23 protein-coding genes are annotated in these 24,315 nt (G+C 71.7%); 16 read left to right on the top strand and 7 right to left on the bottom strand.

Going from position 1 to position 24,315, the window contains the following annotated elements; genetic code table 11:
• Positions 1–56: 56 nt before the first annotated feature.
• Genes ACIA77_RS09550 through ACIA77_RS09540 form a run of 3 tightly spaced genes read right to left on the bottom strand, consistent with a single transcriptional unit; the run spans position 57 to position 2,616 of the window.
• Entirely contained in the window at positions 57–1,064 is a 1,008-nt protein-coding gene (locus tag ACIA77_RS09550) for a lactonase family protein (RefSeq protein ID WP_395885342.1), read from the bottom strand.
• Complete coding sequence (locus ACIA77_RS09545; RefSeq protein WP_395885341.1) at positions 1,061–1,675, bottom strand: bifunctional 4-hydroxy-2-oxoglutarate aldolase/2-dehydro-3-deoxy-phosphogluconate aldolase; 615 nt, start codon at positions 1,673–1,675, stop codon at positions 1,061–1,063. Before ACIA77_RS09545 ends, ACIA77_RS09550 begins: the two co-directional genes overlap by 4 nt.
• Entirely contained in the window at positions 1,672–2,616 is a 945-nt protein-coding gene (locus ACIA77_RS09540; protein WP_395885340.1) for a sugar kinase, read from the bottom strand. Before ACIA77_RS09540 ends, ACIA77_RS09545 begins: the two co-directional genes overlap by 4 nt.
• A 138-nt stretch (positions 2,617–2,754) precedes the next feature.
• On the opposite strand from ACIA77_RS09540, the gene ACIA77_RS09535 reads away from it, so the two are divergent.
• The 10 genes from ACIA77_RS09535 (at position 2,755) to ACIA77_RS09490 (ending at position 13,795) form a co-directional block, all read left to right on the top strand.
• Positions 2,755–4,869, top strand: coding sequence for a hypothetical protein (locus tag ACIA77_RS09535; protein ID WP_395885339.1), 2,115 nt, complete (start codon positions 2,755–2,757; stop codon positions 4,867–4,869).
• Between the two features lie 14 nt (positions 4,870–4,883).
• Positions 4,884–5,588 carry an SDR family NAD(P)-dependent oxidoreductase gene (locus ACIA77_RS09530; protein WP_395885338.1) on the top strand — a complete coding sequence of 235 codons (705 nt, stop codon included), beginning with the start codon at positions 4,884–4,886 and terminating at the stop codon, positions 5,586–5,588.
• A 28-nt stretch (positions 5,589–5,616) separates the two neighbouring features.
• Positions 5,617–6,765 (top strand): galactonate dehydratase, encoded by a 1,149-nt coding sequence (gene dgoD, locus ACIA77_RS09525; RefSeq protein WP_395885337.1) that lies wholly within the window; start codon positions 5,617–5,619, stop codon positions 6,763–6,765.
• Positions 6,759–7,664 carry a DUF4380 domain-containing protein gene (locus ACIA77_RS09520; protein WP_395885336.1) on the top strand — a complete coding sequence of 302 codons (906 nt, stop codon included), beginning with the start codon at positions 6,759–6,761 and terminating at the stop codon, positions 7,662–7,664. The genes dgoD and ACIA77_RS09520 overlap by 7 nt, the downstream gene beginning before the upstream one ends.
• 147 nt (positions 7,665–7,811) lie before the next feature.
• On the top strand, positions 7,812–9,239 hold the full coding sequence (gene purB / locus ACIA77_RS09515) for an adenylosuccinate lyase (protein WP_395885335.1): 1,428 nt from the start codon (positions 7,812–7,814) through the stop codon (positions 9,237–9,239).
• A gap of 92 nt (positions 9,240–9,331) precedes the next feature.
• The gene (locus tag ACIA77_RS09510; protein ID WP_395885334.1) at positions 9,332–10,438 is read left to right on the top strand and encodes an alpha/beta hydrolase; all 1,107 of its coding nucleotides are present in this window, start codon (positions 9,332–9,334) and stop codon (positions 10,436–10,438) included.
• Positions 10,439–10,670: 232 nt separating this feature from the next.
• The gene (locus ACIA77_RS09505; protein ID WP_395885333.1) at positions 10,671–11,471 is read left to right on the top strand and encodes a substrate-binding periplasmic protein; all 801 of its coding nucleotides are present in this window, start codon (positions 10,671–10,673) and stop codon (positions 11,469–11,471) included.
• 48 nt (positions 11,472–11,519) lie between these two features.
• Positions 11,520–12,293: an ABC transporter substrate-binding protein gene (locus ACIA77_RS09500; protein WP_395885332.1), complete on the top strand. Its 774-nt coding sequence runs from the start codon at positions 11,520–11,522 to the stop codon at positions 12,291–12,293.
• A 6-nt stretch (positions 12,294–12,299) separates the two neighbouring features.
• Positions 12,300–13,058 (top strand): amino acid ABC transporter permease, encoded by a 759-nt coding sequence (locus ACIA77_RS09495; protein WP_395885331.1) that lies wholly within the window; start codon positions 12,300–12,302, stop codon positions 13,056–13,058.
• Positions 13,055–13,795 (top strand): amino acid ABC transporter ATP-binding protein, encoded by a 741-nt coding sequence (locus tag ACIA77_RS09490; protein WP_395885329.1) that lies wholly within the window; start codon positions 13,055–13,057, stop codon positions 13,793–13,795. The genes ACIA77_RS09495 and ACIA77_RS09490 overlap by 4 nt, the downstream gene beginning before the upstream one ends.
• On the opposite strand, the gene ACIA77_RS09485 is transcribed toward ACIA77_RS09490, so the two are convergent.
• Both ACIA77_RS09485 and ACIA77_RS09480 read right to left on the bottom strand, forming a co-directional pair.
• Positions 13,792–14,997 (bottom strand): hypothetical protein, encoded by a 1,206-nt coding sequence (locus ACIA77_RS09485; protein WP_395885328.1) that lies wholly within the window; start codon positions 14,995–14,997, stop codon positions 13,792–13,794. The genes ACIA77_RS09490 and ACIA77_RS09485 overlap by 4 nt on opposite strands.
• A 100-nt stretch (positions 14,998–15,097) precedes the next feature.
• Positions 15,098–15,889: an S-adenosyl-l-methionine hydroxide adenosyltransferase family protein gene (locus ACIA77_RS09480; RefSeq protein WP_395885327.1), complete on the bottom strand. Its 792-nt coding sequence runs from the start codon at positions 15,887–15,889 to the stop codon at positions 15,098–15,100.
• A 47-nt stretch (positions 15,890–15,936) separates the two neighbouring features.
• Between ACIA77_RS09480 and ACIA77_RS09475 the strand changes: the two genes are divergently transcribed.
• From ACIA77_RS09475 to ACIA77_RS09460, 4 genes are all read left to right on the top strand, one after another.
• The gene (locus ACIA77_RS09475; RefSeq protein ID WP_395885326.1) at positions 15,937–16,824 is read left to right on the top strand and encodes a phosphoribosylaminoimidazolesuccinocarboxamide synthase; all 888 of its coding nucleotides are present in this window, start codon (positions 15,937–15,939) and stop codon (positions 16,822–16,824) included.
• Positions 16,825–16,856: 32 nt separating this feature from the next.
• Positions 16,857–17,693 carry a patatin-like phospholipase family protein gene (locus ACIA77_RS09470; protein WP_395885325.1) on the top strand — a complete coding sequence of 279 codons (837 nt, stop codon included), beginning with the start codon at positions 16,857–16,859 and terminating at the stop codon, positions 17,691–17,693.
• A 127-nt stretch (positions 17,694–17,820) separates the two neighbouring features.
• Positions 17,821–18,288, top strand: coding sequence for an NADPH-dependent FMN reductase (locus tag ACIA77_RS09465; RefSeq protein WP_395885635.1), 468 nt, complete (start codon positions 17,821–17,823; stop codon positions 18,286–18,288).
• 1,031 nt (positions 18,289–19,319) lie between these two features.
• Positions 19,320–20,027: a DUF2334 domain-containing protein gene (locus ACIA77_RS09460; RefSeq protein WP_395885324.1), complete on the top strand. Its 708-nt coding sequence runs from the start codon at positions 19,320–19,322 to the stop codon at positions 20,025–20,027.
• 1 nt (position 20,028) lies between these two features.
• Here the strand turns inward: ACIA77_RS09460 and ACIA77_RS09455 are convergent, their stop codons facing one another.
• Both ACIA77_RS09455 and ACIA77_RS09450 read right to left on the bottom strand, forming a co-directional pair.
• On the bottom strand, positions 20,029–21,570 hold the full coding sequence (locus ACIA77_RS09455; RefSeq protein WP_395885323.1) for a cation acetate symporter: 1,542 nt from the start codon (positions 21,568–21,570) through the stop codon (positions 20,029–20,031).
• A complete protein-coding gene (locus ACIA77_RS09450) occupies positions 21,567–21,902 on the bottom strand; it encodes a DUF485 domain-containing protein (RefSeq protein ID WP_395885322.1) in 336 nt (111 codons plus the stop codon). Before ACIA77_RS09450 ends, ACIA77_RS09455 begins: the two co-directional genes overlap by 4 nt.
• Positions 21,903–22,035: 133 nt before the next feature.
• Here ACIA77_RS09450 and ACIA77_RS09445 point away from each other — a divergent pair, with 133 nt between their 5' ends.
• Together ACIA77_RS09445 and ACIA77_RS09440 are read left to right on the top strand one after the other, a co-directional pair.
• A complete protein-coding gene (locus ACIA77_RS09445) occupies positions 22,036–22,641 on the top strand; it encodes a TetR/AcrR family transcriptional regulator (RefSeq protein ID WP_395885321.1) in 606 nt (201 codons plus the stop codon).
• Positions 22,642–22,760: 119 nt separating this feature from the next.
• Positions 22,761–24,308, top strand: coding sequence for a class I adenylate-forming enzyme family protein (locus ACIA77_RS09440; RefSeq protein WP_395885320.1), 1,548 nt, complete (start codon positions 22,761–22,763; stop codon positions 24,306–24,308).
• Positions 24,309–24,315: the final 7 nt, after the last annotated feature.

Genomic DNA, 24,315 nt, shown 5'->3' with positions numbered 1-24,315 from the left:
ACCGAAGCCGGCAGGGCGTTTTCGTCGTGGCCGAGGCCGGAAAAGCTTGAAATGCCTCAGAGGTCGAGCGGCAGCACGAAGCTCGGCGACCCCGTCGGGTACTTCACGACCTCGGCCTCGCCCAGCCGGTCGAGCGGGAACGCCGTGATCGCGTCGTCGGACTGCGCGGCGACGTAGCAGGTCCCCTCGGCGATGGCGAAGTGGCGCGGGTGCCTGCCACTGGGCTGGTCGGCCGTGGCCGTGAGCGGCGAGCCCGCGAACGCGGTGACGACGTCGGCGCCCCGGTTGGACAGGTACGCGCCCGAGCCGTGCAGTTCCAGGTGCGCCACGATGTTCTCGCCCTCGAACGGCGCGTGCGTGGCCGGCGTGGCCGCGACGACCTCGAACGCGCCGGGCGCCGTTTCCCGCACCGTCAGCAGCTCGCTGGAGAGCTCACACGCCACGTACGCAAGATCGGTCCCCGGGAAGCGCACGAGCTGGCGAGGGCCGCTGCCCGGCGGCAAGGCTGACACGGCCAGCGGCGACAGCTTCCCGTCGGCCGAGAGCGAGTAGCTGCGGATCTCGTCCGTGCCCAGGTCCACGGCGCTGACGACGGACCCGTCGGCGTTCGGTACCGCCATGTGGACGTGCGCGGACTCCTGGCGAGCTTCGTTCGGGCCGGTGCCGCTGTGCTGCACGAGGTCCGTGCGGCCCGTGATCCGGCCCTCGGCCGAGAGTCCGAACACCGCGAGGCTGCCGCCGGTGTAGTTGGCGCAGAGGAGGAACCGGCCGTCGGGCGTCACCGCGAGGTGGCACGGGTGCGCTCCGCCGCTGGGCACCTCCTCGTCGAGCACCGAAGGCTCACCGTCCACAAGCGACACCGAGGAGACGGCACCGTCGTCGTGCTCGTTCGTGGTGTACAGCACCGGCAGCACCGGGTGCTTGACCAGCCACGACGGCGACCTGAGGGCGAGCGTCGACTCCCACGTGAGCGCGCCGGCCGAATCACGGCGGAAGGTGGCGAGGCCTGCCCCCTTCCCGCCCATCTCGGCGGTGTAGCAGCCGACCAGCACGACGTCCGTCACGAGCCCTCCCTCACGAGCGCGGCCACGCGGGCGCGGATGTCGTCGGCCGTTCCGCGCGTGAGCGCCGAACCGATGCCGCACGCGACCGCGCCCGCCGCGAGCCACTCCGGCACGTCCTCGGGGGCGATTCCACCCGTCGGCACGAGCGGTGCCTGCGGCAGCGCGGCCCGCACGTCCTTGACCCAGCGCGGCCCGAAAGCCGTGGCGGGGAAGACCTTCACCGCGTCGGCGCCTTCTTCCAGCGCCCGCACGATTTCCGTGACCGAACCGGCGCCGGGGAACGCGGCCGCGCCGTAGCGGTGCGCGGTGCGGATCACGGCGGCCTCGAGGTTCGGCGACACGAGGAACCGCGCGCCCGCGCGGATCGCGAGCACGGCCGAGGCCTCGTCGAGCACCGTGCCGGCGCCGATCACCGCGTCGGGATAGGCGGCCGTGAGCTCTTCGATCGCGGCCGTGGCGCCGGGGTTGGTGAACGGGACCTCGATCGAGCGCAGGCCCGCGTCCAGCGCCGCGCGCGCCGCGACGACCGCCGACGCCGCGTCCGCGGTCCGCACGATGCCCACCACCCCCTGCCGAAGGGCCGCGTGCGTGATCTCCCACCGGTAGCTCATCGATGTACCTCCTCGCCGCCCGAGAGAGCGGCGCTCGTGCGGGCCAGTTCGGCCCTGTTCGGCAGTCCTTCGAGATCCGTGCGCGTGCCGACGACGAGCGCCGCCGACACCGCCCCGGCCAGCAGCGCCTCGGCAGGTGCACCGCCGCGCAGCCAGGCCGACAGGTAGCCGGACGTGAGCGCGTCACCCGCGCCCACGGGGTCCACGACCCGGGTGACCAGCGTGTCCTGGGTCCACTCGTACTCGGCCGTGACCGCTCGTGCCACCTTGTCGCGCTGCTTCACCACCACCGTGCCGACCCCGGCTTGCACGAGGTCGCGCGCCGACGCGTCGAGCAGTTCCAGCTCGTCCTCACCGGCGAACACCAGATCCGCCCGGTGCAGCAGCGGTCCCACGGTCTCGCGCCACTGCGCCGGCGAAGCCAGCTTGAGCCGTACGTTGGGGTCGAACGCGATCGTCGCACCCTCCGCGCGCGCCAGGTCGAACAGCGCCAGCACGGCTTCGCGCGCGGACAGCGACAGCATCGCCGTGATCCCCGAGACGAGCACGAGCCGCGCGCCGGCGAGCCCCGCTTCGCGGACGTACTCCGGGCCGAGCGCGCACGCGGCCGAGCCCGCGCGGTGGTACTGCACGTCGATGCCGCGGCTCGGGGTGTCGTCGCGCATCAGCAGCCCGGTGAACCCGGCCGCGTCGACCTCGACGCCCGAGACGTCCACCCCTTCGGCGCGCAGTGCGCTGAGCACCGCGGCGCCGGACGCGTCGTCGCCGACGCGGCTGAGCCAGCGCACGCGGTGGCCCAGCCGCGCGAGGCCGACCGACACGTTGGCTTCGGCCCCGGCCACGGACGCGGTGAAGTGGTGGGCGCGCCGCAGGGCGACGCCGGGTTCGGCGAGCAGCAAGCGCATCGCCTCGCCGAGGGTGAGGACTTCGGTGTCGTTCATCGCGGGAAGCATACCGCGTCAAATCTTAATTTAGGATTTATTCTTGACGCAGCCTCCGCGGCCCCGGCATGCTGCTCGCGGGCCGGAAACGATCACGGCCTGGTTCGGCGCTGTTTCGACGACGAAAGGTGTCGCCACATGCTCCCCCGTTCCCCGCACAGATCCCGCAGAGCGCTCTCCGCCTCCGCGGCCGCCGTGGTGGCGGCTGTCGCGGTCGGGCTCGCGGCTCCGGCTTCGGCCGCCCCGGCCGCCGGTCCGCCCTTCCAGCCGCAGAACACCGCGGCGGACCAGGGCGCTCCCGACTACTACGACTCCGGCCTGGCGCAGACGCCGTACATGGGCTGGAACAACTACTTCGGCATGCCGACCGTGTCCGAAGCCGGCGTGAAGGGGGTCGCCGACTACCTCGTGTCGAGCGGCCTGGCCAAGGCCGGTTACAAGTACGTGTGGATCGACGGCGGCTGGAACGCCAAGGTCCCGCGCGACGCGCAGGGCAACCTCGTGCCCGACCCCGAGCGCTTCCCCTCGGGTATGGACGCGCTGGTCAGCTACATCCACGACCGCGGCCTGCTCGCCGGCATCTACACCGACGCGGGCCCGTCCGACGGCAAGAACTGCGCCGCGGGCAGCCAGGGCTACTACGAGCAGGACACGAAGCGCTTCGCCAGCTGGAAGTTCGACGCCGTCAAGGTCGACTTCCTGTGCGGCATCGCGAACAACCTCGATCCGAAGACGGCGTACACCGAGTTCAGCGCGGCCCTGCAGAAGGCGGGCCGCAAGATGATCCTGAACATCTGCAACCCGGTGACCGACGACTGGGGCGTGCCGCACACGCCGAGCCAGACCGCCGGCGTCTCCTACACCTTCGGCCCGCTCGTGGCCGATTCCTGGCGCACCAACACCGACGTGGCCTTCGGAACCCCGTACGAGGGGATCTACAAGGACATGCTGCGCAACGCCGACGTGAACGCGGCGCACCCCGAGGCCAACGGCCCCGGCCACTGGAACGACCCCGACTTCCTGATCCCGATGCGCAAGACCGAGCAGGGCACCCTCGAGATGAACGAGGAGGAGTCGACGACCCAGTTCGTGCTGTGGGCGGAAATGGCTTCCCCGCTCATCATCGGCTCGGACCCGCGCACCCTGCGGCAGTCGATGATCGACACGCTGAAGAACCCCGAAATCATCGCCGTCGACCAGGACAAGCTCGGGATCCAGGGCGTCCGCGTGGCTTCGAACGGGTCCACCGACACCTACAGCAAGCGCCTGTCGCAAGACGGTGACCGCGCCGTGGTGCTGCTGAACCGCGGTGACGCGGCGACGCCGATGACGCTGAACTTCGCCGACGCCGGCCTCGCCGGCCAGGTCTCGATCCGCGACCTGCGCGCCCGCGCCGACCGCGGCAGCGCCACCGGGTCCTACACCGTCACGGTTCCCGCGCACGGCACGGCGTTCCTGAAGCTGCACGGCACGGACCTGGTGCCCGGCACCAGCGTCGCGAGCGGTGCGTCGGCAAGCCCGGCCGTCGTGCGCACGGGCGGCAAGACCGTCACCTTCACCCGCGGCCCGGCCGGGGTGCTGCAGGTGCAGGGCCTCGATGGCGGTCCGGTGATCGGCGGTCCGTTCCTGGGCCAGCCGGCCGCGAACGCGGGGCCGGACGGCCGCGTCGACGTCTACGTCCGTGGTCTGGACAACGCGGTGTGGCAGCGCACCTACGACGGCAAGCACTGGGGCGGCTGGCGCGCGCTCGGCGGAAACCTCACCGACTCGCCGTCGGTGACCGCCGACGGCACGCTCTACACCCGGGGCACCGACGGAAAGGTCTGGACCCGCACCACCGACGGCCGCTGGTCCTCACTCGGTTCGCCGAACGACCAGCAGATCTACGGCCGTCCCGGCGCCGCCACCTCGACGGCCGGCACCACGGTGGCCGTCCGCACCCCGGACGACGGCGTGTGGGTCCGCACTCAGGGCACCGACGGCTCGTGGTCGGACTGGACGTCGATCGGCGGCACGATCTCGAGCAGCCCGACGCTCGTCGCGCAGGGCGACAAGGTGTCGGTGTTCGCGCTGGCCAGCGACTACACGCTGTGGCAGAACGACCGGACCGGCACCACGTTCTCCGGCTGGTTCAAGCAGCCGAAGTACCCGTCCGGCAGTGTCGTCGGCACCCTCGGCGGTGCGGCTGACGCGAATGGCGTCTGGCTCGGGGTGCGTGGTCCGGACGACCATGTCCGCGTAGACAAGCTCTGACAGGAGGATTGGCGATGTCCACACCAGACAACCCGACGGCCGTGGTGACCGGTGCCGCGTCAGGCATCGGCGCCGCGACGGCCCGCCGGCTGCAGGCCGACGGCTACCGCGTCGTGGGTGTGGACGTCGCTCCCCTCCCCGACGACCTCGCCGGCGTGCGCGGCGACGTAACGGCCGACGAGACCTGGCGGCAGGTCAGCGAGCTGGCCGGCGAGGTCGACGCTTTGGTCAGCAACGCGTACGTGCCGGCCACCGGCCCGCTCCACGAACTGGCGCGGGAGCAGTGGCAGCACCAGGTCGACGTGAACCTCACCGGTTCGTACCTCGCGGTGAAGGCGTGCCTGCCGTCGCTGCGGGCGCGCCGCGGGGCCGTCGTCCTGGTGTCCTCGGTGCACGCGCGGTTCGGGTTGCCGGGCCACCCGGCCTACGCGGCGAGCAAGGGCGCGCTGGTTTCGCTGGCGCGCCAGCTCGCCGTGGAGTACGCGCCGGAGGTGCGCGTGAACTCCGTGCTGCCCGGGCCCGTGCGCACGCAGGCGTGGGACCGGATCAGTGAAGAGGACATCGAACGCAGTGCGCGGGCGACGCCCGCCGGGCGCCTCGGCGACCCGGCCGAGGTGGCCGCCGTGATCGCGTTCCTGCTCTCGCCCGGGGCCTCGTTCGTCACGGGCGCCGACCTGACCGTCGACGGCGGCTGGTCGGCCGCCAAGGATTCCGCTTAGACCGCGTCTCTTAAGAAAGGGGGGCCAGGTGAAGATCACCGGTATCGAGACGTTCCTCGTCGCGCCACGCTGGCTGTTCCTCAAGGTCAGCACCGACGAGGGCATTTCCGGCTGGGGCGAGCCCGTGGTCGAGGGCCGCGCCGAAACGGTGCGCGCGGCCGTGCACGAGATGGCCGAGCTCGTCGTCGGCCAGGATCCGCTGCGCATCGAGGACCACTGGCAGACGCTGCGCCGCGGCGGGTTCTACCGCGGCGGGCCCGTGCTCTCGAGCGCGCTGGCCGGGTTCGACCACGCGTTGTGGGACATCGCCGGCAAGGTGCGCGGGGTGCCCGTGCACGAGCTGCTCGGCGGGCCGGTCCGCGACCGCGTGCGGGTGTATTCGTGGGTCGGCGGCGACCGGCCGTCGGGCATCTTCGACGCGGTGTCGGCGCAGGTCGAAGCGGGCTTCACGGCGGTGAAGATGAACGTGGCGGGCCCGCTCGCGCCCATCGCGTCACCCGGCGAAGCCACCGCGGCACTCGCCCGCGCGCGCGAGGCCCGCGAAGCGCTGGGCCCGGACCGTGACCTCGCCATCGACTTCCACGGCCGCGTCTCGCCCGCGATGGCGCGCCGGCTGGTGAAGATGCTCGAAGAGGTCCAGCCGATGTTCGTCGAGGAACCGGTGCTGCCCGAGACCCAGGGCGGGGCGCTCGCGTCCATCGTCTCGGCGTCGACGGTGCCCGTCGCGCTCGGCGAACGGCTCTACTCGCGCTGGGAGTTCAAGCCCGTGCTCGACGCGGGTGTCGCGGTGGTGCAGCCCGACCCGTCGCACGCCGGCGGCATCTCGGAGCTGCGGCGCATCGCGGCGCTGGCGGAGGTCTACGGCGCGAGCCTCGCGCCGCACTGCCCGCTCGGCCCGATCTCGCTCGCGGCCTCGATGCAGGTCGCGTTCGCGACGCCGAACTTCCTGATCCAGGAACAGAGCCTCGGCATGCACTACCACCAGGGCACCGAGGCACTGAGCTACCTGGCGGATTCGGCGCTGTTCCGCTTCACCGACGGGTACGCCGCGCGCCCGACCGGCCCGGGCCTGGGCATCGAGATCGACGAAGCCGCCGTGCGCCGCGCCGACGAGGTCGGGCACCAGTGGCGCTCGCCGGTGTGGCGCCTCGACGACGGGAGTCTCGCCGAATGGTGACCGACGTGCACTGGCTCGACAACGGCGTGCTGCGGCTGGGCGTCGTTCCGGCGCTCGGCGGGCGGCTGCTGTCGCTGGTGCACGGTGGTGCCGAGGCCGGCGTCGAGCTGTTGTGGCGCAACCCCGCCGTGCTCGGCGACGACCTGCGGCCGCTCGACGGGCGCGACCCGGTGCCGAACTCCGGGCGCATGGGCGACTGGGTGAACTACGGCGGGGACAAGACCTGGCCCGCGCCGCAGGGCTGGGACGGGCCCGAGCAGTGGGCGGGGCCGCCGGACCCCGTGCTCGACTCGGGCCCGTTCTCCGTCTCCGGGCTCTCCGGCACCGCGATCACCCTGACCAGCGCGGTCGACCCGCGCACGGGCCTGCGGCTCACGCGTGAGTTCACGCTCGGCTCGGGTGCTTCGTACACGCTGCGCCTCACGGCGGAGAACTGCGCCGAGCGGCCCGTGCGCTGGGCGTTGTGGAACGTCACGCAGCTGCCCGGCGGCGGCGCCGTCACCGCCGGGCTCGCCAGCGTGCGCACGCCCGCCGTGGTGGAGCTCGTGGCGGGCACGGGCAATCCGAAGTACACAGTGGACGGTGCCACGGTCGTGGTGCCGCCGCAGGACGTCGTCGGCAAGCTCGGCGTGCCGGACACGGCGGGCTGGGTGTCGTGCGGGGTCTCCGGGGTGACGCTGACGCTGTCGTTCGACGTCGAATCCGGCGCCGAGTACCCCGACGCCGGGTCGCCGCTGGAGATCTGGCTGGAGCACCCGCTGCCCGCGCCGATCGCCGAGCTGGGTGACCTCGACCCGCCCGCGCGGATCGTCGAGCTGGAGGCGCTCGGGCCGTTGACCACGCTCGCTCCGGGCGAGAAGACGTCGCTGACCGTGACCGGAACCGTTTCCGAGGGGTAAACCCCTCGCCTTCCCCGGGTGCCGTGTGCCAAGCTCTTCGCCGGCTCGGCGCGCGGGGTGCCGAGGCCGGTCAGGCCGAACCGGTGGGACCCCTCGCGGGTCCCACCGGCCCCGCCCACCGCTGACCTGCACAGGTATCGTGGCCGCGTGACGGACAAGCCCCGGATTCCCAACGTCCTCGCCGCTCGCTACGCCTCGCCCGAGCTGGTGCAACTGTGGTCGCCCGAGCAGAAGGTGGTGCTGGAGCGGCAGCTGTGGCTCGCCGTGCTCCGCGCGCAGAACGAGCTGGGCGTCGAGGTGCCTGACGGCGTGCTCGCCGACTACGAGCGCGTGGTCGAGGACGTGAACCTCAAGTCCATCGCCGAGCGCGAGCGCGTGACGCGCCACGACGTGAAGGCCCGCATCGAGGAGTTCAACGCCCTCGCCGGCCACGAGCACGTGCACAAGGGCATGACCTCGCGCGACCTCACCGAGAACGTCGAGCAGCTGCAGCAGCTGCGGTCGCTGGAACTGATGCGCAGCCGGGTCGCCGCCGTGCTCGCCCGGCTGGCCGCGCTGGCCGTCGAGCACTCGGACCTGGTGCTGGCCGGGCGCTCGCACAACGTCGCCGCGCAGGCCACCACGCTGGGCAAGCGCTTCGCGACGGCCGCCGACGAGCTGCTGGTCGCGTTCGCGCGCCTGGACAACCTCATCGAGCGCTACCCGCTGCGCGGCATCAAGGGTCCCGTCGGCACGGCGCAGGACATGCTCGACCTGCTGGGCGATGAGTCCACTTTGGACGAGCTGGAGAGCCGGATCGCCGAGCACCTGGGCTTCCGGAACCACTTCGTCAGCGTCGGGCAGGTCTACCCGCGGTCGCTGGACTTCGACGTGCTGTCCACCCTCGTGCAACTGGCCGCGGCGCCGTCGAGCCTCGCCAAGACGATCCGCCTCATGGCGGGCCACGAGCTCGTGACCGAGGGCTTCAAGCCGGGGCAGGTCGGGTCGTCGGCCATGCCGCACAAGATGAACACCCGCTCGTGCGAGCGCGTGAACGGTCTCGCCGTGATCCTGCGCGGCCACCTGTCGATGATCGGCGAACTCGCGGGCGACCAGTGGAACGAAGGCGACGTGTCCGATTCCGTCGTGCGCCGCGTCGCGCTGCCGGACGCCTTCTTCGCCCTCGACGGCCTCCTGGAGACCTTCCTCACGGTGCTGTCCGAGTTCGGCGCGTTCCCGGCCGTGGTCGAGCGCGAACTCGACCGCTACCTCCCGTTCCTCGCGACGACCAAGGTCCTCATGGCGGCGGTCCGCGGCGGTGTCGGTCGCGAGACCGCCCACGAGGCGATCAAGGAGAACGCCGTCTCGGTGGCGCTGGCCATGCGCGAGCGCGGCGCCGGGAACGACCTCCTCGACCGCCTCGCCGCCGACGACCGGTTGCCGCTGGACCGCGGTGACCTGGACAAACTCCTCGCCGACCGCATCTCGTTCACCGGCGTGGCGCCGCAGCAGGTCGAAGAGGTGGCGCAGCGGGTGGCCACTGTGCTGGAGCGCTTCCCGGACGCGGCCGGTTACTCCCCGCGCCCGATCCTGTAAGCAACGCTGACGGGACCCGAAGGAAAATCCGGCTACCGCGGAGCGAGGCGGCTTCCTAGCCTCGGGGCACTGGCGACAGAAGAGAGTCGACGATGCCCCTCGCCCGCCGTGCCCCGCTCCTCCTGCTGATCGGCGTGCTGGCCGCGGCCTGCGCGAGCAGCCCGCCGCCGGCCCCCGCGGCCGCCACCTCGTCGTGCCGCGAGGTGCCGACCCCCGTCTCCGTGCCCGGCGTGGCCGCGCCGGGCCGGCTCACCGGTGATCTGTGCACCCCGGCGAACGGCAACGGGACCGTGCTGCTGCTGGTCGGCGGCGGTGGCGAGAACGCCGACTACTGGAACCTGCCCGAACTGCCGTCGGACAGCCTCGTGCGCGCGGCGCTGGCCGAGGGCTACGCGACGTACGCCCTCGACCGGCTCGGCACCGGCCGGTCGACCGTGCCCGCGTCGAGCAAGTCGGTCACGTACGACGCGCAAGTGTCCACTGTGGACCAGGTCGCGACGGCCCTGCGCGCCGACGCGAAGGTGTTCGGCACCACGTGGCACACCGTCGTCGGGGTCGGCCATTCGCTGGGCTCCGGCACGCTGGCCGGCGTCGCGGCGCGGCACGCCGGGGCGCTCGACGCGCTGGTCCTCACCGGGTACGGCGCCGCCGTGACGCAGGAGACCCTGCAGCTCGACAAGCTCTACCAGGTGCCGGCGCGCACCGTCGGGACCCGGTGGCGGGGGCTGGACGACGGGTACGTCACCGTGCTGCCCGACAAGGTCGAGCAGATCGGGCTCGTCCACGGCCCGGGCACCGACCCGCACGCGCTCGCGGCGATCGGCGCCCACCAGGGCACCCTCTCCGACACCGAACTGTCGTCGCGGCCCCAAGGTGCGGCCGCGGCAGCGCAGGCGGCGCGGATCACGGTGCCCGCGCTGGTGGCCGTCGGCCAGTTCGACCGCCACTACTGCGAAGGAAACCCCGTGGGCGCCCCGCCGTCGCCGACGCCGCAGTGCGGGAGCGCGCAGGCGTTCCAGACCTACGAGAAGAAGCTCCTGCCCACCGCGTGCCTCGCCACGAACCTCGTCACCGGGAGCGGGCACGCGATCCAGGAGGAGCTCGCCGCCCCGAAGGCGAACGAGCTGTACCTGTCCTGGCTGCGGGCCACGTTCAACGGCGGCAAGGCGCGGTGCGCCGAGACCGGGCCAGTGTCGTGACCTTGCTCATCCCGGCGGTCCCCGCACCGGTCGCGTACCCGGCCGGGCCGTGGTCCACGGCCAGCTCGACCAGCGCCACCACGGCCCCGCTGTGACCGCGCGCACCGCGTCCACTCTCTGAGACGGAGTTACTCGATCGGGCGAAATCCCTAATTTGGACGGCGAACCCGGAAGCGCCAGGCCGCACCCCGCGGCCTGGCGTTTTTCCTGCCCGCAGTCACTGGGAAGAAGAATGAGAAAGCTCCTCAGCACCTTCGCCGTCGTGGTCAGCTCCGCCATCGCGCTCACCGCGTGCGGTTCGTCGTCGGACGCGCAGACCCTGCGCGTCGGCACGCTCACCGACGCGCCGCCGAGCATCTACCTCGAGAACGGCCAGTTCACGGGCTACGACAACGAACTGCTGCGCGACATCGCGAAGCGCGAGGGCTTCCAGGTCGAATTCGTCGGCACCGAGTTCTCGGGACTGCTGGCGAAGGTCGCGGGCGGGCAGCTCGACATCGGCAGCTCGACGATCTCCGCGACGGCCGCGCGCAAGAAGACCGTGGCGTTCTCCAACGGCTACGACACCAGCTACACCACCGTCGTGACCAAGAACGGGGCCGGCTTGACGCAAGCCGGCGCGTTCGCGGGCAAGCGGCTCGGCGTGGTCCAGGGCAGTGTGCAGGACGAGTTCGCGGGCAAGCTCGCCGGCGCGCAGGTGGTGCGCTTCCCCGACTACAACGCGGGTTTCGCGCAGCTGCGCAGCGGGGCACTCGACGGCTGGGTCGTGCCGAAGGACATCGGGCAGAAGTACCTCGACCAGAACCCGGGTGTCCCGCTCGAGTTCGGCTACACCGTGCTGGACAAGGACACGCCGTCGGCCTACGCCGTCGCGAAGTCCGATCCGGACCTGCTGACCAAACTGAACGACGGCCTCGCGAAGGCCATCGCGGACGGCACCGTCGCGCGGCTGCACGCGCAGTTCTTCAAGCAGGCGCCGGTGGCGAAGGAGCTCACCCGGGGCGGTCCCGGTCTGCCGGTGAAGAACGCGTGACTGCCCTAAGCTGCATCGACTGTTCCGGCCGGAAAGCTGAGGAGTGACATGAAGAGGATCTTCGTCACCGCCGTCTTGGCGACGACACTCACCGCCACGCTCACCGCGTGCGGCGGCAGCGGCAGCGGCGGGGACACCCTGCGCGTTGGCACGCTGAGCGACTCGCGGCCCAACGCGTACCAGGAGAACGGCCAGTTCACCGGGTTCGACAACGAGCTGCTGAAGGACATCGCGGCCAAGGAGGGCCTGAAGGTCGAGTTCGTCTCGGTCGACTTCTCCGCGCTGCTCGGCCAGGTCGCCAACGGCACGTTCGACATCGGCAGCGCGGGCATCGCGCAGACCGACGCGCGCAAGCAGACCGTCGCCTTCTCCGACCCGTACAACTACCAGTCCCTCGGCATCGAGGCCAAGGAGACGGCGGGTATCACCGACGAGAACTCCTTGGCGGGCAAGCGGATCGGCGTGGTGCAGGGCACCGTGTCCGACACGTGGCTCGCGGCCAACGCGCCCAAGGCGCAGGCGGTGCGCTTCCCGAACGACGCGGCGGCGCTGAGCGCACTGAAGTCGGCCGCGATCGACGGCGCGGTGTTCGACCAGGCCTCCGCCGAGGACTACGCGGCGAAGAACCCGGGACTGAAGGTCACCAAGTCCATCACCACCACGATCCCGCACGGGTACGCGGTGAAGAAGGGCAACAACGAACTGCTCGGCAAGCTCAACGACGGCATCAAGAAGGTCGTCGCCGACGGCACCTGGAAGAAGGTGCACCAGCAGTTCGAGGCCGACGCGCCGGTGCCGGCGGACTTCGCGCGGGGGCAGTAGTCCGCGATGGATCAGTTCCTCGACACCTTCCTGAACTGGCAGTACCTCTGGCAGGTGTTCCCCGACCTGCTCAAGACGGGCCTGGCGAACACGCTGATCCTCGCCGGTGCGTCGGCGATCATCGGCACCGTGCTCGGCATGGTGCTCGCCGTGATGGGACTGTCCACGAAGGTCTGGCTGCGCTGGCCGGCCCGCGTGTACACCGACATCTTCCGCGGCCTGCCGGCGATCCTGACGATCCTCGTGATCGGCCAGGGCCTCGGCACGCTCGCGCGGCCGCTCGTCGGCACGAACCCGTACCCGCTGGGCATCACCGCACTGAGCCTGATCGCGGCGGCCTACATCGGTGAGATCTTCCGCGCCGGCATCCAGAGCGTCGACAAAGGACAGATGGAAGCCAGCCGCGCGCTCGGCATGACCTACACCAAGGCGATGGTGCTGGTCGTGATCCCGCAGGGCGTGCGGCGCGTGCTGCCCGCGCTGGTGAACCAGTTCATCGCGCTGGTGAAGGACTCGACGCTGGTGTACTTCCTCGGGTTCATCACGTCGCAGCGCGAGCTGTTCCGCATCGGCCAGGACCTCGCCGCCAACACGGGCAACCTGTCGCCACTGGTGGCGGCGGGGTTCGTGTACCTGGTGATCACCGTGCCGCTCACGCACCTGGTGAACTACATCGACAAGCGGCTGCAGACGGGCCGCAAGGTCCGCGCCGGCGACGGCGGCGATCTCCAGCTCGTGACCAGTGGAACGGGGATGAGCCGGTGACCGCCGCGGTGCGTTCGTCCAGTGTGGAGCTTCGCGACGTCCACGTCAGCTTCGGCACGCTGGAAGTGCTGCGCGGGGTGGACCTGCGCGTGCCCTCGGGCGGGACGACGTGTGTCATCGGCCCGTCCGGTTCCGGCAAGTCGACGCTGCTGCGCTGCGTGAACCGCTTGCAGGAACCCGATTCCGGCGACCTGCTGCTCGACGGCGAGAGCGTGATCCACGCGAACGCCGACGAGTTGCGCCAGCGCGTGGGCATGGTGTTCCAGCACTTCAACCTCTTCGGGCACCGCAGTGTGCTGGACAACATCGTGCTGCCGCTGCGCAGCGTGAAGGGGCTGGCGAAGGACGAGGCCACCGAGATCGCGCGGGCCCGGCTCGCGGAAGTCGGCCTGGCGGACAAGGCACCGTACCGGCCGTCGGCGCTCTCGGGCGGGCAGCAGCAGCGCGTGGCCATCGCGCGGGCGCTCGCGATGGACCCCGAGGTGATGCTGTTCGACGAGGCGACGTCCGCGCTGGACCCGGAGCTGGTGAAGGGCGTGCTGAACCTCATGGCCGGCCTGGCCGAGCGGGGTCTGACGCTGATCGTGGTCACGCACGAGATGGGGTTCGCCCGCAGCGTCGCCGACGAGGTGGCGTTCATGGACGCCGGCCGCATCGTCGAGCAGGGGTCGCCGGAGCAGGTCTTCGACGACCCGCGCAGCCCGCGGTTGCGGCAGTTCCTGTCCGAGGTGCTCTAACCGGGCAGGTGCTCGTCGAGCCAGTCGAACATCCGGTTCTCCGTGAGCAGCCGGCCCAGCGGCTGCACGTGCTCGTTGGCGCCCTCCTCGACGGTGAACCGCAGCAGGTCGGCCCGGCCGCCGCTCGCGCGCACGCCTTGGGCGAGCCGGCTCGACTGCCCGGGCCAGAACTGCTCGTCGTCGGGATCGGTGATCAGCAGCGGCGTGGTGATCCCGGCGATGGTCTCGTCGTCGAGCCGGTAGCGGGCGACTTCGGTGAACAGGTCGTACCAGTCTTCGTGGCGGTAGGGGCGGCCGCGGAACGTCAGCGTGCGGCGGAGCCCGGGCATCCGCACGGCCAGTCCCACGTTCCGGTTGAACGCCTCGCGGTCACCCTCCTCGAGCGCGGCCCGCATGCTCTTGCCCAGCGAGCGCGTCCACGAAGCCGACACGTCGACCACGCCGGGATCGATCACGGCGGCCGCCAGCCGGTGCTCGTACGCGAGCGCCCGGGGCAGCCAGAAGCCGGCCTGGCTGATGCCGTAGCCGGTGAGCCGGACCGGGTTGACGTCCACCCGCGCCATCAGCGTGTCGACAACGGGCGTCAGCACCGCTTCCCAGTCGGGCCGGAAGAAGGTGCCCTGCTCGAACAGCATCGACTGCTGGCCGGGGCCGTCGTAGAGGAACGCGTTCCAGCCGCGCGCGAGCGCCCCGGCGGCGGCCGACGTCCACAGGTCGCTGATCGCGCCGTCGCTGCCGTTGGTGACGACGAGCGTCGGCCGTGGCGCGCCGGACGTGTCCGGGCGCAGGAGGTAGCCGGGCAGCTGCGTCGATTCGTACGGCACCGGGACGCGCACGAAGGCGCCTTGCGAGCAGTCGACCACGGCGTCCCAGCATTCGCGGTGGGCCACGAACGCTTCCTTCAGCGCGGCCGTGTCCGGTTCCGTCGAGAGGCCGTCGACGACACACGCCCAGTACGTGGCCGCCCGCAGGAAACCCGACTGCGCGCTGACGGCGTGCCCCCGCTCGCGCGCCCGTTCGGCTTCCGACTGAACTTCCCGCGCCGTGCGCTCCCACTGCTTGGCCCAGTCCCCGGCGCGGCGCACGCGCGCCACGGTCGCGAGCACTTCCCCGACTTCACTCGCCCCGCGCACGGCGCGCCCCAGAACTCCGCGCGTTTGGAAATCGAGGCCGTCGTCGCGGAAGAATCCGTCGGAAATCACCTTGTTCCCGTGTGAAAGCAACGCCGCCATTGTCCGCCCTCCGCCCTCCGCCGTTCACGTTCGCTGTCGTGCGCGGGTTTTGGCAAGGGGGCGGGTGTCCTCAGCCGCCTGGGGAAGCGGTGATCGTGCATTCTTCAGCGGCGCCCAAATCCAGTACCGCAGCAGCGGATCCACCGTTCACGGCGATGGCGAGGTGGCCCGCGGAATCGGTGAAAACCAGATTCGCTCCCGGCGGCACGTCGCCGAAGGTGCGCCCGATCGCCGCGGTCAGCGCGACGCGGTTGCTGTGCACCGTGACCGAGCCGGTGAGGCCGGACAGCTCCAGATCGGCCGGCGTCGCGGCGAGCTGGACGTTGCCGAAGTGGTCGACGGTCAGCACGTCGGAGACGAGCTTGCCCGGGAACGCGGCCACGAGCGGTTCCGGCAGGCGCACGAGGTCCGCGGCCGCGGGGCCGAACGACGCGGGTTCGGCGCCCAGCGCCAGCCGGGCCGCGGCGGGAGCGAAGACGTCGCGGCCGTGGAAGGTCGCCGACTCCGGGTCGGGGACGTCGATCTCGTACGCCGCGCGCACGCCGCCGAGCGCCGCCGCGGCGGGCAGGAGCAGCCCGTTGTCCGGCCCCACCAGCACACCACCGGCTGCGACCACGACGACACCGCGCCGCGCGGTCCCCACCCCTGGGTCCACCACGGCCAGGTGCACAGCCTCGGGCAGCGACGGGACCGTTTGCGCCAGCACCGCCGCGCCGGGACGCACCTGCTGGGGCGGCACGAGGTGCGTCACGTCGAGCACGCGCACGTCGGGCGCCAATCGCGCGATCACCCCGTGGCAGGCGGCCACGAAGCCGTCGCGCAGGCCGTAGTCGGTGGTGAACGAGATCCAGCGGTAGCGCATGACCTGCATCATCCTCGATCCGAACGCCCTCGGGTTAGGGTGCAGCCGTGACGACGCTCGCCGATTACCCGAAGATCGCCGCAGGCAAGGTGCGAGAGCTCTACGCCGTGGGAGACGACCACTTGCTGCTGGTCACCTCCGACCGCATCTCGGCCTACGACTTCGTGCTGGACACGCCCATCCCCGACAAGGGCCGGGTCCTGACCGCGATGAGCGTGTTCTGGTTCACCCAGCTCGCCGACCTCATCCCGAACCACCTCGAGGCCTACGACGACCCGCGCATCCCCGCCGAGGTCCGCGGCCGCGCGCTGCTCGTCCGGCGCCTGGACATGCTGCCGGTCGAGGCCGTCGCGCGCGGCTACCTCACGGGGTCCGGGTTCTCCGACTACCAGCGCACGGGCGCGGTGTGCGGGGTCGAGCTGCCGGCCGGGCTGGTGGAAGCGGCGAAGCTGCCATCGCCGATCTTCACGCCGGCGACGAAGGCCGAGCTGGGTGCGCACGACGAGAACGTGACGTTCGAGGTCGTCGCCGCGGAGATCGGGCTCGAGCGCGCCACCGAGGTGCGCGACGCGACGCTCGCCGTCTACCGGCGGGGCGCGGAGCTCGCCGCCGAGCGCGGGATCCTCCTGGCGGACACGAAGTTCGAGTTCGGCCTCGACACTCAAGGTCGTCTCGTCCTCGCCGACGAGGTGCTGACGCCGGACTCCTCGCGCTACTGGCCCGCCGAGGGGTACGAGCCCGGCCGCACGCAGCCGTCGTTCGACAAGCAGTACGTGCGCAACTGGCTCACCGGTCCTGACTCCGGCTGGGACCGGGCGTCGAACACGCAGCCACCGCCGTTGCCGGACGACGTCGTGGCCGCGACGCGCGCCCGGTACGTGGAGGCGTACGAACGGATCACCGGGCTCTCGCTGGCTGACTGGCCGTCCGCCTGAAACTGTCGGACCCCGCTGGCAGACTGGGGCCCATGACCGAGGCGTTGGTACTGGGTGGCGGAGGAGTTGCGGGAATCGCGTGGATCACGGGGCTGCTGACCGGCCTCGCGGACACCGGGCGGGACGTGAGCGGGGCGGACCTGATCGTCGGCACGTCGGCGGGGTCGGCCGTCGCGGCGCAGATCGGGAGCGGCCTGAGCCTGGGCGAGCTGTACGTGCGGCAGACCGATCCGGCGCGGCAGGCCACGGAGATCTCGGCTGATCTGGACGTGGAGAAGCTTGGCGCGGAGTTCGCGTCGGTGCTGTCCGGCGGGGGCACGGTGGCCCAGCTGCGGCAGGCCGTGGGCGCGTTCGCGCTGGCCGCCGAGACCGTGCCGGAGGAGAAGCGCCGCGAGGTGATCGAGTCGCGGCTGCCGTCGCACGAGTGGCCCACCCGGGCGCTGTCGATCGTCGCGGTCGACGCTTCGACGGGCGAGCCGCGCGTGTTCGGCAACGACTCGGGCGTGCCGCTGGTCGACGCCGTCGCGGCGAGCTGCGCGGTGCCCGGTGTCTGGCCGGCGGTGACGATCGAGGGCCACCGCTACGTCGACGGCGGGGTCCGGTCGGCGGCCAACGCGGACTACGCCGCCGGGTACGACCGGGTGCTGATCGTGGTGCCGCTCGGCGAGACCGAGCTGTTCCCGGTGGAGAAGCCGCTGCCGGAGGTGCTGGCTGCGCTGCGCGCGGCGGGCGCCGAGGTCGCGGTGGTGGCGCCCGACGAAGCGTCGCTCGCGGCGATCGGCGCCAACCCGCTCGACCCGGCCACGCGCGGACCGGCCGCGGAGGCGGGCCGGGCGCAGGGGCGGGGGTTGAAGCTCACCTGGGAGTGACCGGGCGCCTCCCGGCTGCGCGTGAGGGAGAAAACCAGTCGCCGACGGCGGTTTCGCTGGCAGACTGGCGTCCGTGATCCTGCTCATCTGCGGCAGTCTGCGGGGCGGTTCGGTGAACGCGGCGGTCATCAACACCACCGCGCACTTCACCGACGCGAAGGTCTACGCGGGGCTCGCCGACCTCCCGCACTTCAACCCCGACGACGACCACGACCCACTGCCCCCGCCCGTCGCCGCGCTGCGTGCGGAGATCGCCGCTGCCGACGGCGTGCTGATCTGCACACCCGAATACGCGGGCGGCCTCCCGGGCTCCTTCAAGAACCTCCTCGACTGGACCGTCGGCGGCGGCGAGATCTACGGCAAGCCCGTGTCGTGGATCAACGCCTCCTCCGTCGCCGCCCCCACCGGCGGCGCGGACGCCCACGACTCGCTGCGCAAAGTCCTCACCTACGCCGGCGCCCGCATCGTCGACGACGCGTGCGCCCGCATCCCCATCCCCCGCCACGCGGTCACCGACGGCGCCGTCACGGACCCCGACCTGCGCGGCCGCATCGCCGTGGCACTCCGCCGGTTGGTCGAGGCCACGAAGCCTTAACCGGACGCGCACTGCCGCGGCGGGCTTGTCATCTCGCGGTGAGAATCAGTGTGCTGCTCTTGTTCGGCGAGCAACGCCTCCGGCGGCATCGCCGTCGCGCTTCGGTGAGGCGGCGGACGCGAAGGCTTGGCCGGACGTGCACCGCCGCTGCGCAGGTTCGGCACCGTGCGGTGAGAATTGGTGCGTTGCTTTTGTTTGGTGAGCTACGCCTGCGGCGGCATCGCCGTCGCGCTTCGGGTGGTTGGCGGCCGCGTCGGCTTGGCCGGACGTGCACCGCCGCGGCGCAGGTTCGCACCGTGCGGTGAGAACGGGCACGCCGCTCTGTGGACCGAGCTACGCCCGCGGCGGCATCGCCATGGCGCTGCGCTGACTGCTCGAGGCCGCGAAGGCTTAACCGGACGCTGCGCCCGGCGCGGGCTTGTCTTCGTGTGGTGAGACCGGGTGTGCTGTTCTTGTTTGGCGAGCAATGCGTGCGCTGGCATCGCCGTCGCGCTTCGGGTGGTTGGCGGCCGCGATGGCTTGGCCGGGCGCGCTGCGCCCGGCGCGGGCTTGTCCTCGTGTGGTGAGAACGGGTGCGCTGCTCTTGTTTGACGAGCTACGCCTGCGGCGGCATCGCCGTCGGGTTCCGGGTGGTCGGCGGCCGCGCCGGCTTGGCCGGGCGCGCACTGCCGAGGCCTGGTCATCGTGCGGTGAGAATTGGTGCGCCGCGCTTGATTGGCGACCAACGCCTACGGCCGCATCGACGTCGCGCTTCGGGTGGTCGGCGGCGGCAGCGACGGCCGGGCGCGTACTAGCGAGGCGCGGGCTGGTCATCGTGCGGTGAGAACCGCCGGGCCGCCCTTGCCCGGCGAACGCCGCCCGCTCGCATCGCCGGGTCGGCGGTGGCCGTCAGGCGTTGGCGCGGCGTGAGTGGTGAGCGCTGCGGCCCATCCGCGTCCATCCGCGCCCGGCCCGTTCGGAGATGACACCTCACGTGTCCTTTCTGTGCAGTTCACGGTGTTGTCAGACCCCCGCCACCGGGGTGAGGCGCAATGGGTTACGTGGCTAGCCGTCTGCTGGTATCGCTGTCCGGGACCGCCCCGCGCACGCTGCACCGCTGCGCCGACCTCGCCGCGGAGCTGGAGCGGCGCAAGGTGCCGTTGTCGATCCTGCACGTGGCGCGGACCGAGGACGGGCCGGTGACCGCGTGGGTGCGCACGCGCGCCGAGGCGGGCGATTCCGTGCTGTTGCACGGGTACGACCACCGCATCACGCCGACGCACCGGCCCATGCACCTGGGCAAGCGCGCGGAGTTCGCGGACCTGCCGGCGCACGAGGCGCGGCTGCGCCTGATCGCGGCGAAGGCGGCGCTCGCCACGACCGGCGTGACCGTCGACGGGTTCGCGCCGCCGCGGTGGCTGGCGTCGGCGGGGACGTTGCTGGCGTTGCGGGAGCACGGGTTCACGTTGTGCGCGGACGCGAACGCCGTCCGCGACCTGGTGACTGGCGAGGCGCACCGGGCGCGCGTGCAGGAGTTCGCGAGCCAGTCGCAGCGCACGGAAACCGTCCGCTGCTTCGCGCTCGTGCTGGCCTCCGCCCGCGCGGCCCGGCGCGGTGGCCTCGTCCGCCTCGGGATCGACGCCGCCGACCTCGCCCGCCCCGGCTTGCGCCAGGCGCTGCTCGACGCCGTCGACGTCGCCCTCGAGAACCGCGCGTTCGGCAGCACCTACGGCTCCCTGCGCAGCGCTGCCGCGGCCTGAGCTACTCCGCTCCGAGACCCGTCGCCGCCCGCACGCGCAGTTCGGTGAACTTCGTGTCGTCCTCGCGCGCCCGGCTCAGCTTCGACCCGACCACGCAGCCGAGGAACCCGAGCGGGATCGACACGAGCGTCGGGTAGTCCAAGGGGAACGGCGCGTGCGCGGCCCCGCCCGGCCACACCGCCGGGCTCAGCACGATCGGCACCACCGAACTCACCAGCCCGCTCGCGATGCCCGTCAGCGCGCCCGCAGTGGTGAAGCCGCGCCACGAGAGCGCCAGCACCAGCGCCGGGAAGTTCGCGCTGGCCGCGACGGACAGCGCGAGCCCGACGAGGAACGCGACGTTGAAGTTCGGCCCGGCCACCAGCGTCACCACCACCGCGACCGCCCCGATCACCGCCGACGACAGCCGCGCCACGAGCTTCTGCTCGCGTTCGGTCGCGGTGCCGCGGCGGATCACGTTGGACCACAGGTCGTGCGACGCCGAGCCCGACGCCGACAGCACCAGCCCCGCCACCACCGCGAGGATCGTGGCGAACGCGACCGCCCCGACGAACGCCATGAACACCTGGCCGCCGAACGCGTCCGGCCCGCCGCCGAGGTGCTGGGCGAGCAGCGGCGCCGCGAGGTTCGCACCCGGCCCGGCCGGTTTCTCGCCCGCGGACCCGAGCAGCGCGCGGGCGCCGTAGCCGATGATCGACGTCAGCACGAAGAACGTGCCGATCAGCCCGATCGCCCAGCCCACCGACGCGCGGGCGGTCTTCGCGTCCGGCACCGTGAAGAACCGGATCAGGATGTGCGGCAGCGCGGCCGTGCCGATCACGAACGCGACCGCCGCTGCGACCGTGTTCAGCGGGGTGCGGTGCGAACCGCCGGGAGCGAGGTACGCGTCGCCGAGCGGGTGGGCCGCGGCGGCGCGGTCGAACAGGCTGATCGGGTTCCAGCCGACCTGGCTCAGCACGCCGATCGTCAGCGCCAGCCCCGCCGCCATCAGCAGCGCGGCCTTGATGATCTGCACCCAGGTGGTCGCGAGCATGCCGCCGAACACCACGTACAGGAGCATCGCCGCGCCGGTGATGATCACCGCCGGCGTGAACGAGAGCCCGGTCAGCGCCCGGATCAGCACGCCGGAGCCGACCAGTTGCGCGATCAGGTAGATGGTGACGATGAACAGGTTCGCCGACGCCGTCATCGCCCGCACCGGCCGCGCGCGCAGCCGGTAGGACAGCACGTCGGCGACGGTGAACTGGCCCGCGTTGCGCATGCGTTCGGCGAACAGCAGCAGCACGAGCAGGAACGCGACGGCCGCGGCGATCGCGAGCACCCAGCCGTCGAAGCCGCTGAGGAAGATGAGCCCGGTGAAGCCGAGGAACGTGGCCGCGGACATCAGGTCGCCCGCCACCGCGAAACCGTTCTGCGCCGCGGAGATCCCGCGGCCGGCGGCGAGGTATTCGGTGGTCGTGTTCGTCTTGCGGGCCGCGAAGAACGTGACCACCAGCGTCACCGCGATCAGCAGCGCGAACGCGGTGAGCCGCACGGCGTTCACCGGGTCACCATCGCGGTCTGGCCGACAGCGGCGGCCTCGAGCGGGTCGAACAACCGGGCCGCGCGGCGCAGGTACGCCCACGTGATGACCCCGACCAGCACGAACTGGCTCAGGCCCAGCACGTACGCGAGCGTCAGGCCGCGGAACACCGACGAGCCCAGCGAGCCCGGCAGCCACGCGACGAGCACGAGGAAGAGCGTGAACCAGCCGAGCCCGGCCGTGAGGGCGACGGTCACGAACCGGCGCCGCGACCGCACGAGGATCCGGAAGGCCGGCGAGGCTTCCACCTGCGCAAACTCAGTGTCCACAGAGGAGGGGGAGGGAGTCGTCATGGACTGCTCCTTTCAAAGTGGACAGAGGCTAGCTAACGCTCGTAAGTAAGACAAGTGTCCGGTTCGCGAAGTCTGCGTGGCTCACCCGGGGGACGCGCCGCCGGCCCCGGGCGGGGGCTGGAATCATGGACCCATGGCTCAAGCGGCGGTCGGCAAGTCCGAGGCGAAGACGACGGTGAGCCCGGCCGCGGTCCGGGACGCCGCGCTCACGCTGTTCGCCGAGCGCGGCTACCACGGCACGGCGCTCAGCCAGATCGCGGCCGAGCTCAAGATCCGCACGCCCAGCCTGTACAACCACATGCGCGCCAAGCAGGATCTCCTGCGCGACATCGTCGCCGACACCACCGAACAGGTCTGGGCCGACTACGAGCAGGCGGTCGAGGGCGTCGACGACGTCGCCGAACGGCTGCGCAACGCGACCCGTGTGTACGCCCTGCGCCACGCCACCCACCGGCGCGAGGCCCTCATCGTCAACCGCGACATCGCCAGCCTCGAAGAGCCCGCCCGCGGCGAGGTTCTGGAGCTGCGCCGGCGCCACGCGCAGGCCATCAAGGACCTCATCGAGGAAGGCGTGAAAGCCGGCCGGTTCCACGAGGAGTCCTCGACGCTCGCGGCGTTCGGGATCCTCGAAATGTGCGTGAGCATCGCCCGCTGGTTCCGCGAGGACGGGCCACTTTCGGCTGACGAGGTGGCCGAGAAGTACAGCGAGTACGCCCTGCGCGTCGCCGGCTTGACCTGATCGGCCGCGGCGGCACCGTTCCCCTGTCTGGCGTAGCGCGGACACCTTGCCTAGGCCCTGGCCGCTCTCTACACTCCAGCAACTAACTATCATTAGTTAATCTCGTGGTGGAGATGTCGATGCTCAGAGTCGAGTTGATCCGTCCCATCCCCCAGCTGCTGGTCGGGCACGCGGCGCGCTTCGGCGGGAAGGTCGCGTTCTACGACGACCGCCGGTCGGTCACGTATGCGGACCTGGCCGAGCGCACGCGGCGGCTCGCGGGGAACCTCGTGGACGAGGGCGTGGCGCACGGCGACCGCGTGCTGATCTACCTGGACAACAGCGTGGAAACGGCCGAGGCGTACCTGCTGACGACCCGCCTGGGCGCTGTCGGCGTGTGCGCGAACCCGAACGCCGCGCCCGCCGAAGTGGCTTACCAGCTTGGCGACAGTGACGCCCGGGTGGTGATCACCGACGACGCGCACCTCGACCACGTCCGCACGATGGTCGCGGCGCGGGGCGTCGACACGCTGGTCCTGCTGGTCACCGACGGCGCCGTCCCGCGGGACGCCCGCTCGTACGAGGAGTTCGCGACCGCGGAACCGCAGCACGCGCCCCGCGACGACCTCGGTCTGGACGACGTCGCGTGGATGCTCTACACGTCCGGCACCACCGGCCGGCCCAAGGGCGTGCTGCTGACGCAACGCAGCTGCTTGTGGGTCGTCGCCGCGTGCTGGGCGCCGATCGTGGGGCTCACCTCGGCCGACCGCGTGCTGTGCCCGCTGCCCCTGTTCCACTCGTACGCGCTGGACCTGTGCGTGCTCGGCGTCTTCGCCGTCGGCGCCACGGAACGGATCCTGCCGCGGTTCGCGACGCCGCGGGTGCTGGAACTGCTCACCAGCGAGCCGTTCACCCTCATGCCCGGCGTGCCCACGATGTTCCAGTACCTGCTCCACGGCGCGCGCGGAAAAGGCTTCCGCAGCACCACGTTGCGCCTGTGCGTGTCGGCCGGCGCGATCATGCCGGCCGCGCTCAACGCCGAGTTCGAGCAGGAGTTCGGCGTGCAGCTGCTGGAGGGCTACGGCATCACGGAAACGTCCACGATGGTCACCATGAACACGCCCGGTGGCGGGCGGGTGCTGGGCTCGTGCGGCCTGCCGCTGCCCGGTGTCGGCGTGCGGCTCGTGGACCCGGTGACCGGTGAGGACGTCGGCGTCGGCGAGGAGGGTGAGCTGTGGGTGAGCGGCCCGAACATCATGCAGGGCTACCACAACCGCGCCGAAGCGAGTGCCGAGGCGCTGCGGCTCGGCTGGTACCACACGGGTGACCTCGGCCGGCGCGACGCCAACGGCTTTCTCACGATTTCCGGGCGCACCAAGGAACTCATCATCCGCGGCGGCGAGAACATCTACCCCGCCGAGGTGGAGGCCGTGCTGCTGAAGGTCGCCGGCGTGGCCGACGCCGCCGTGGTCGCGCGCAAGCACGCCGACCTGGGTGAGGTGCCCGTCGCGTTCGTGGTGCCCGACGAGGCGGGCAAGCTCGATGAGCCGGCGCTGCTGGCCGCGTGCCGGCAGGAGCTGTCGCACTTCAAGGTGCCCGAGCAGATCCTCGAGATCGACGCGATCCCGCGCACCGGCTCGGGCAAGATCATGCGCTTCCGCCTGCAGGAACGCCTGATCGACGCGTGACGCCCGG

This window comes from Amycolatopsis sp. NPDC051903, assembly GCF_044452505.1.
Taxonomy (GTDB): Bacteria; Actinomycetota; Actinomycetes; order Mycobacteriales; family Pseudonocardiaceae; genus Amycolatopsis.
This window is presented reverse-complemented; position numbering and strand designations above follow the sequence as displayed.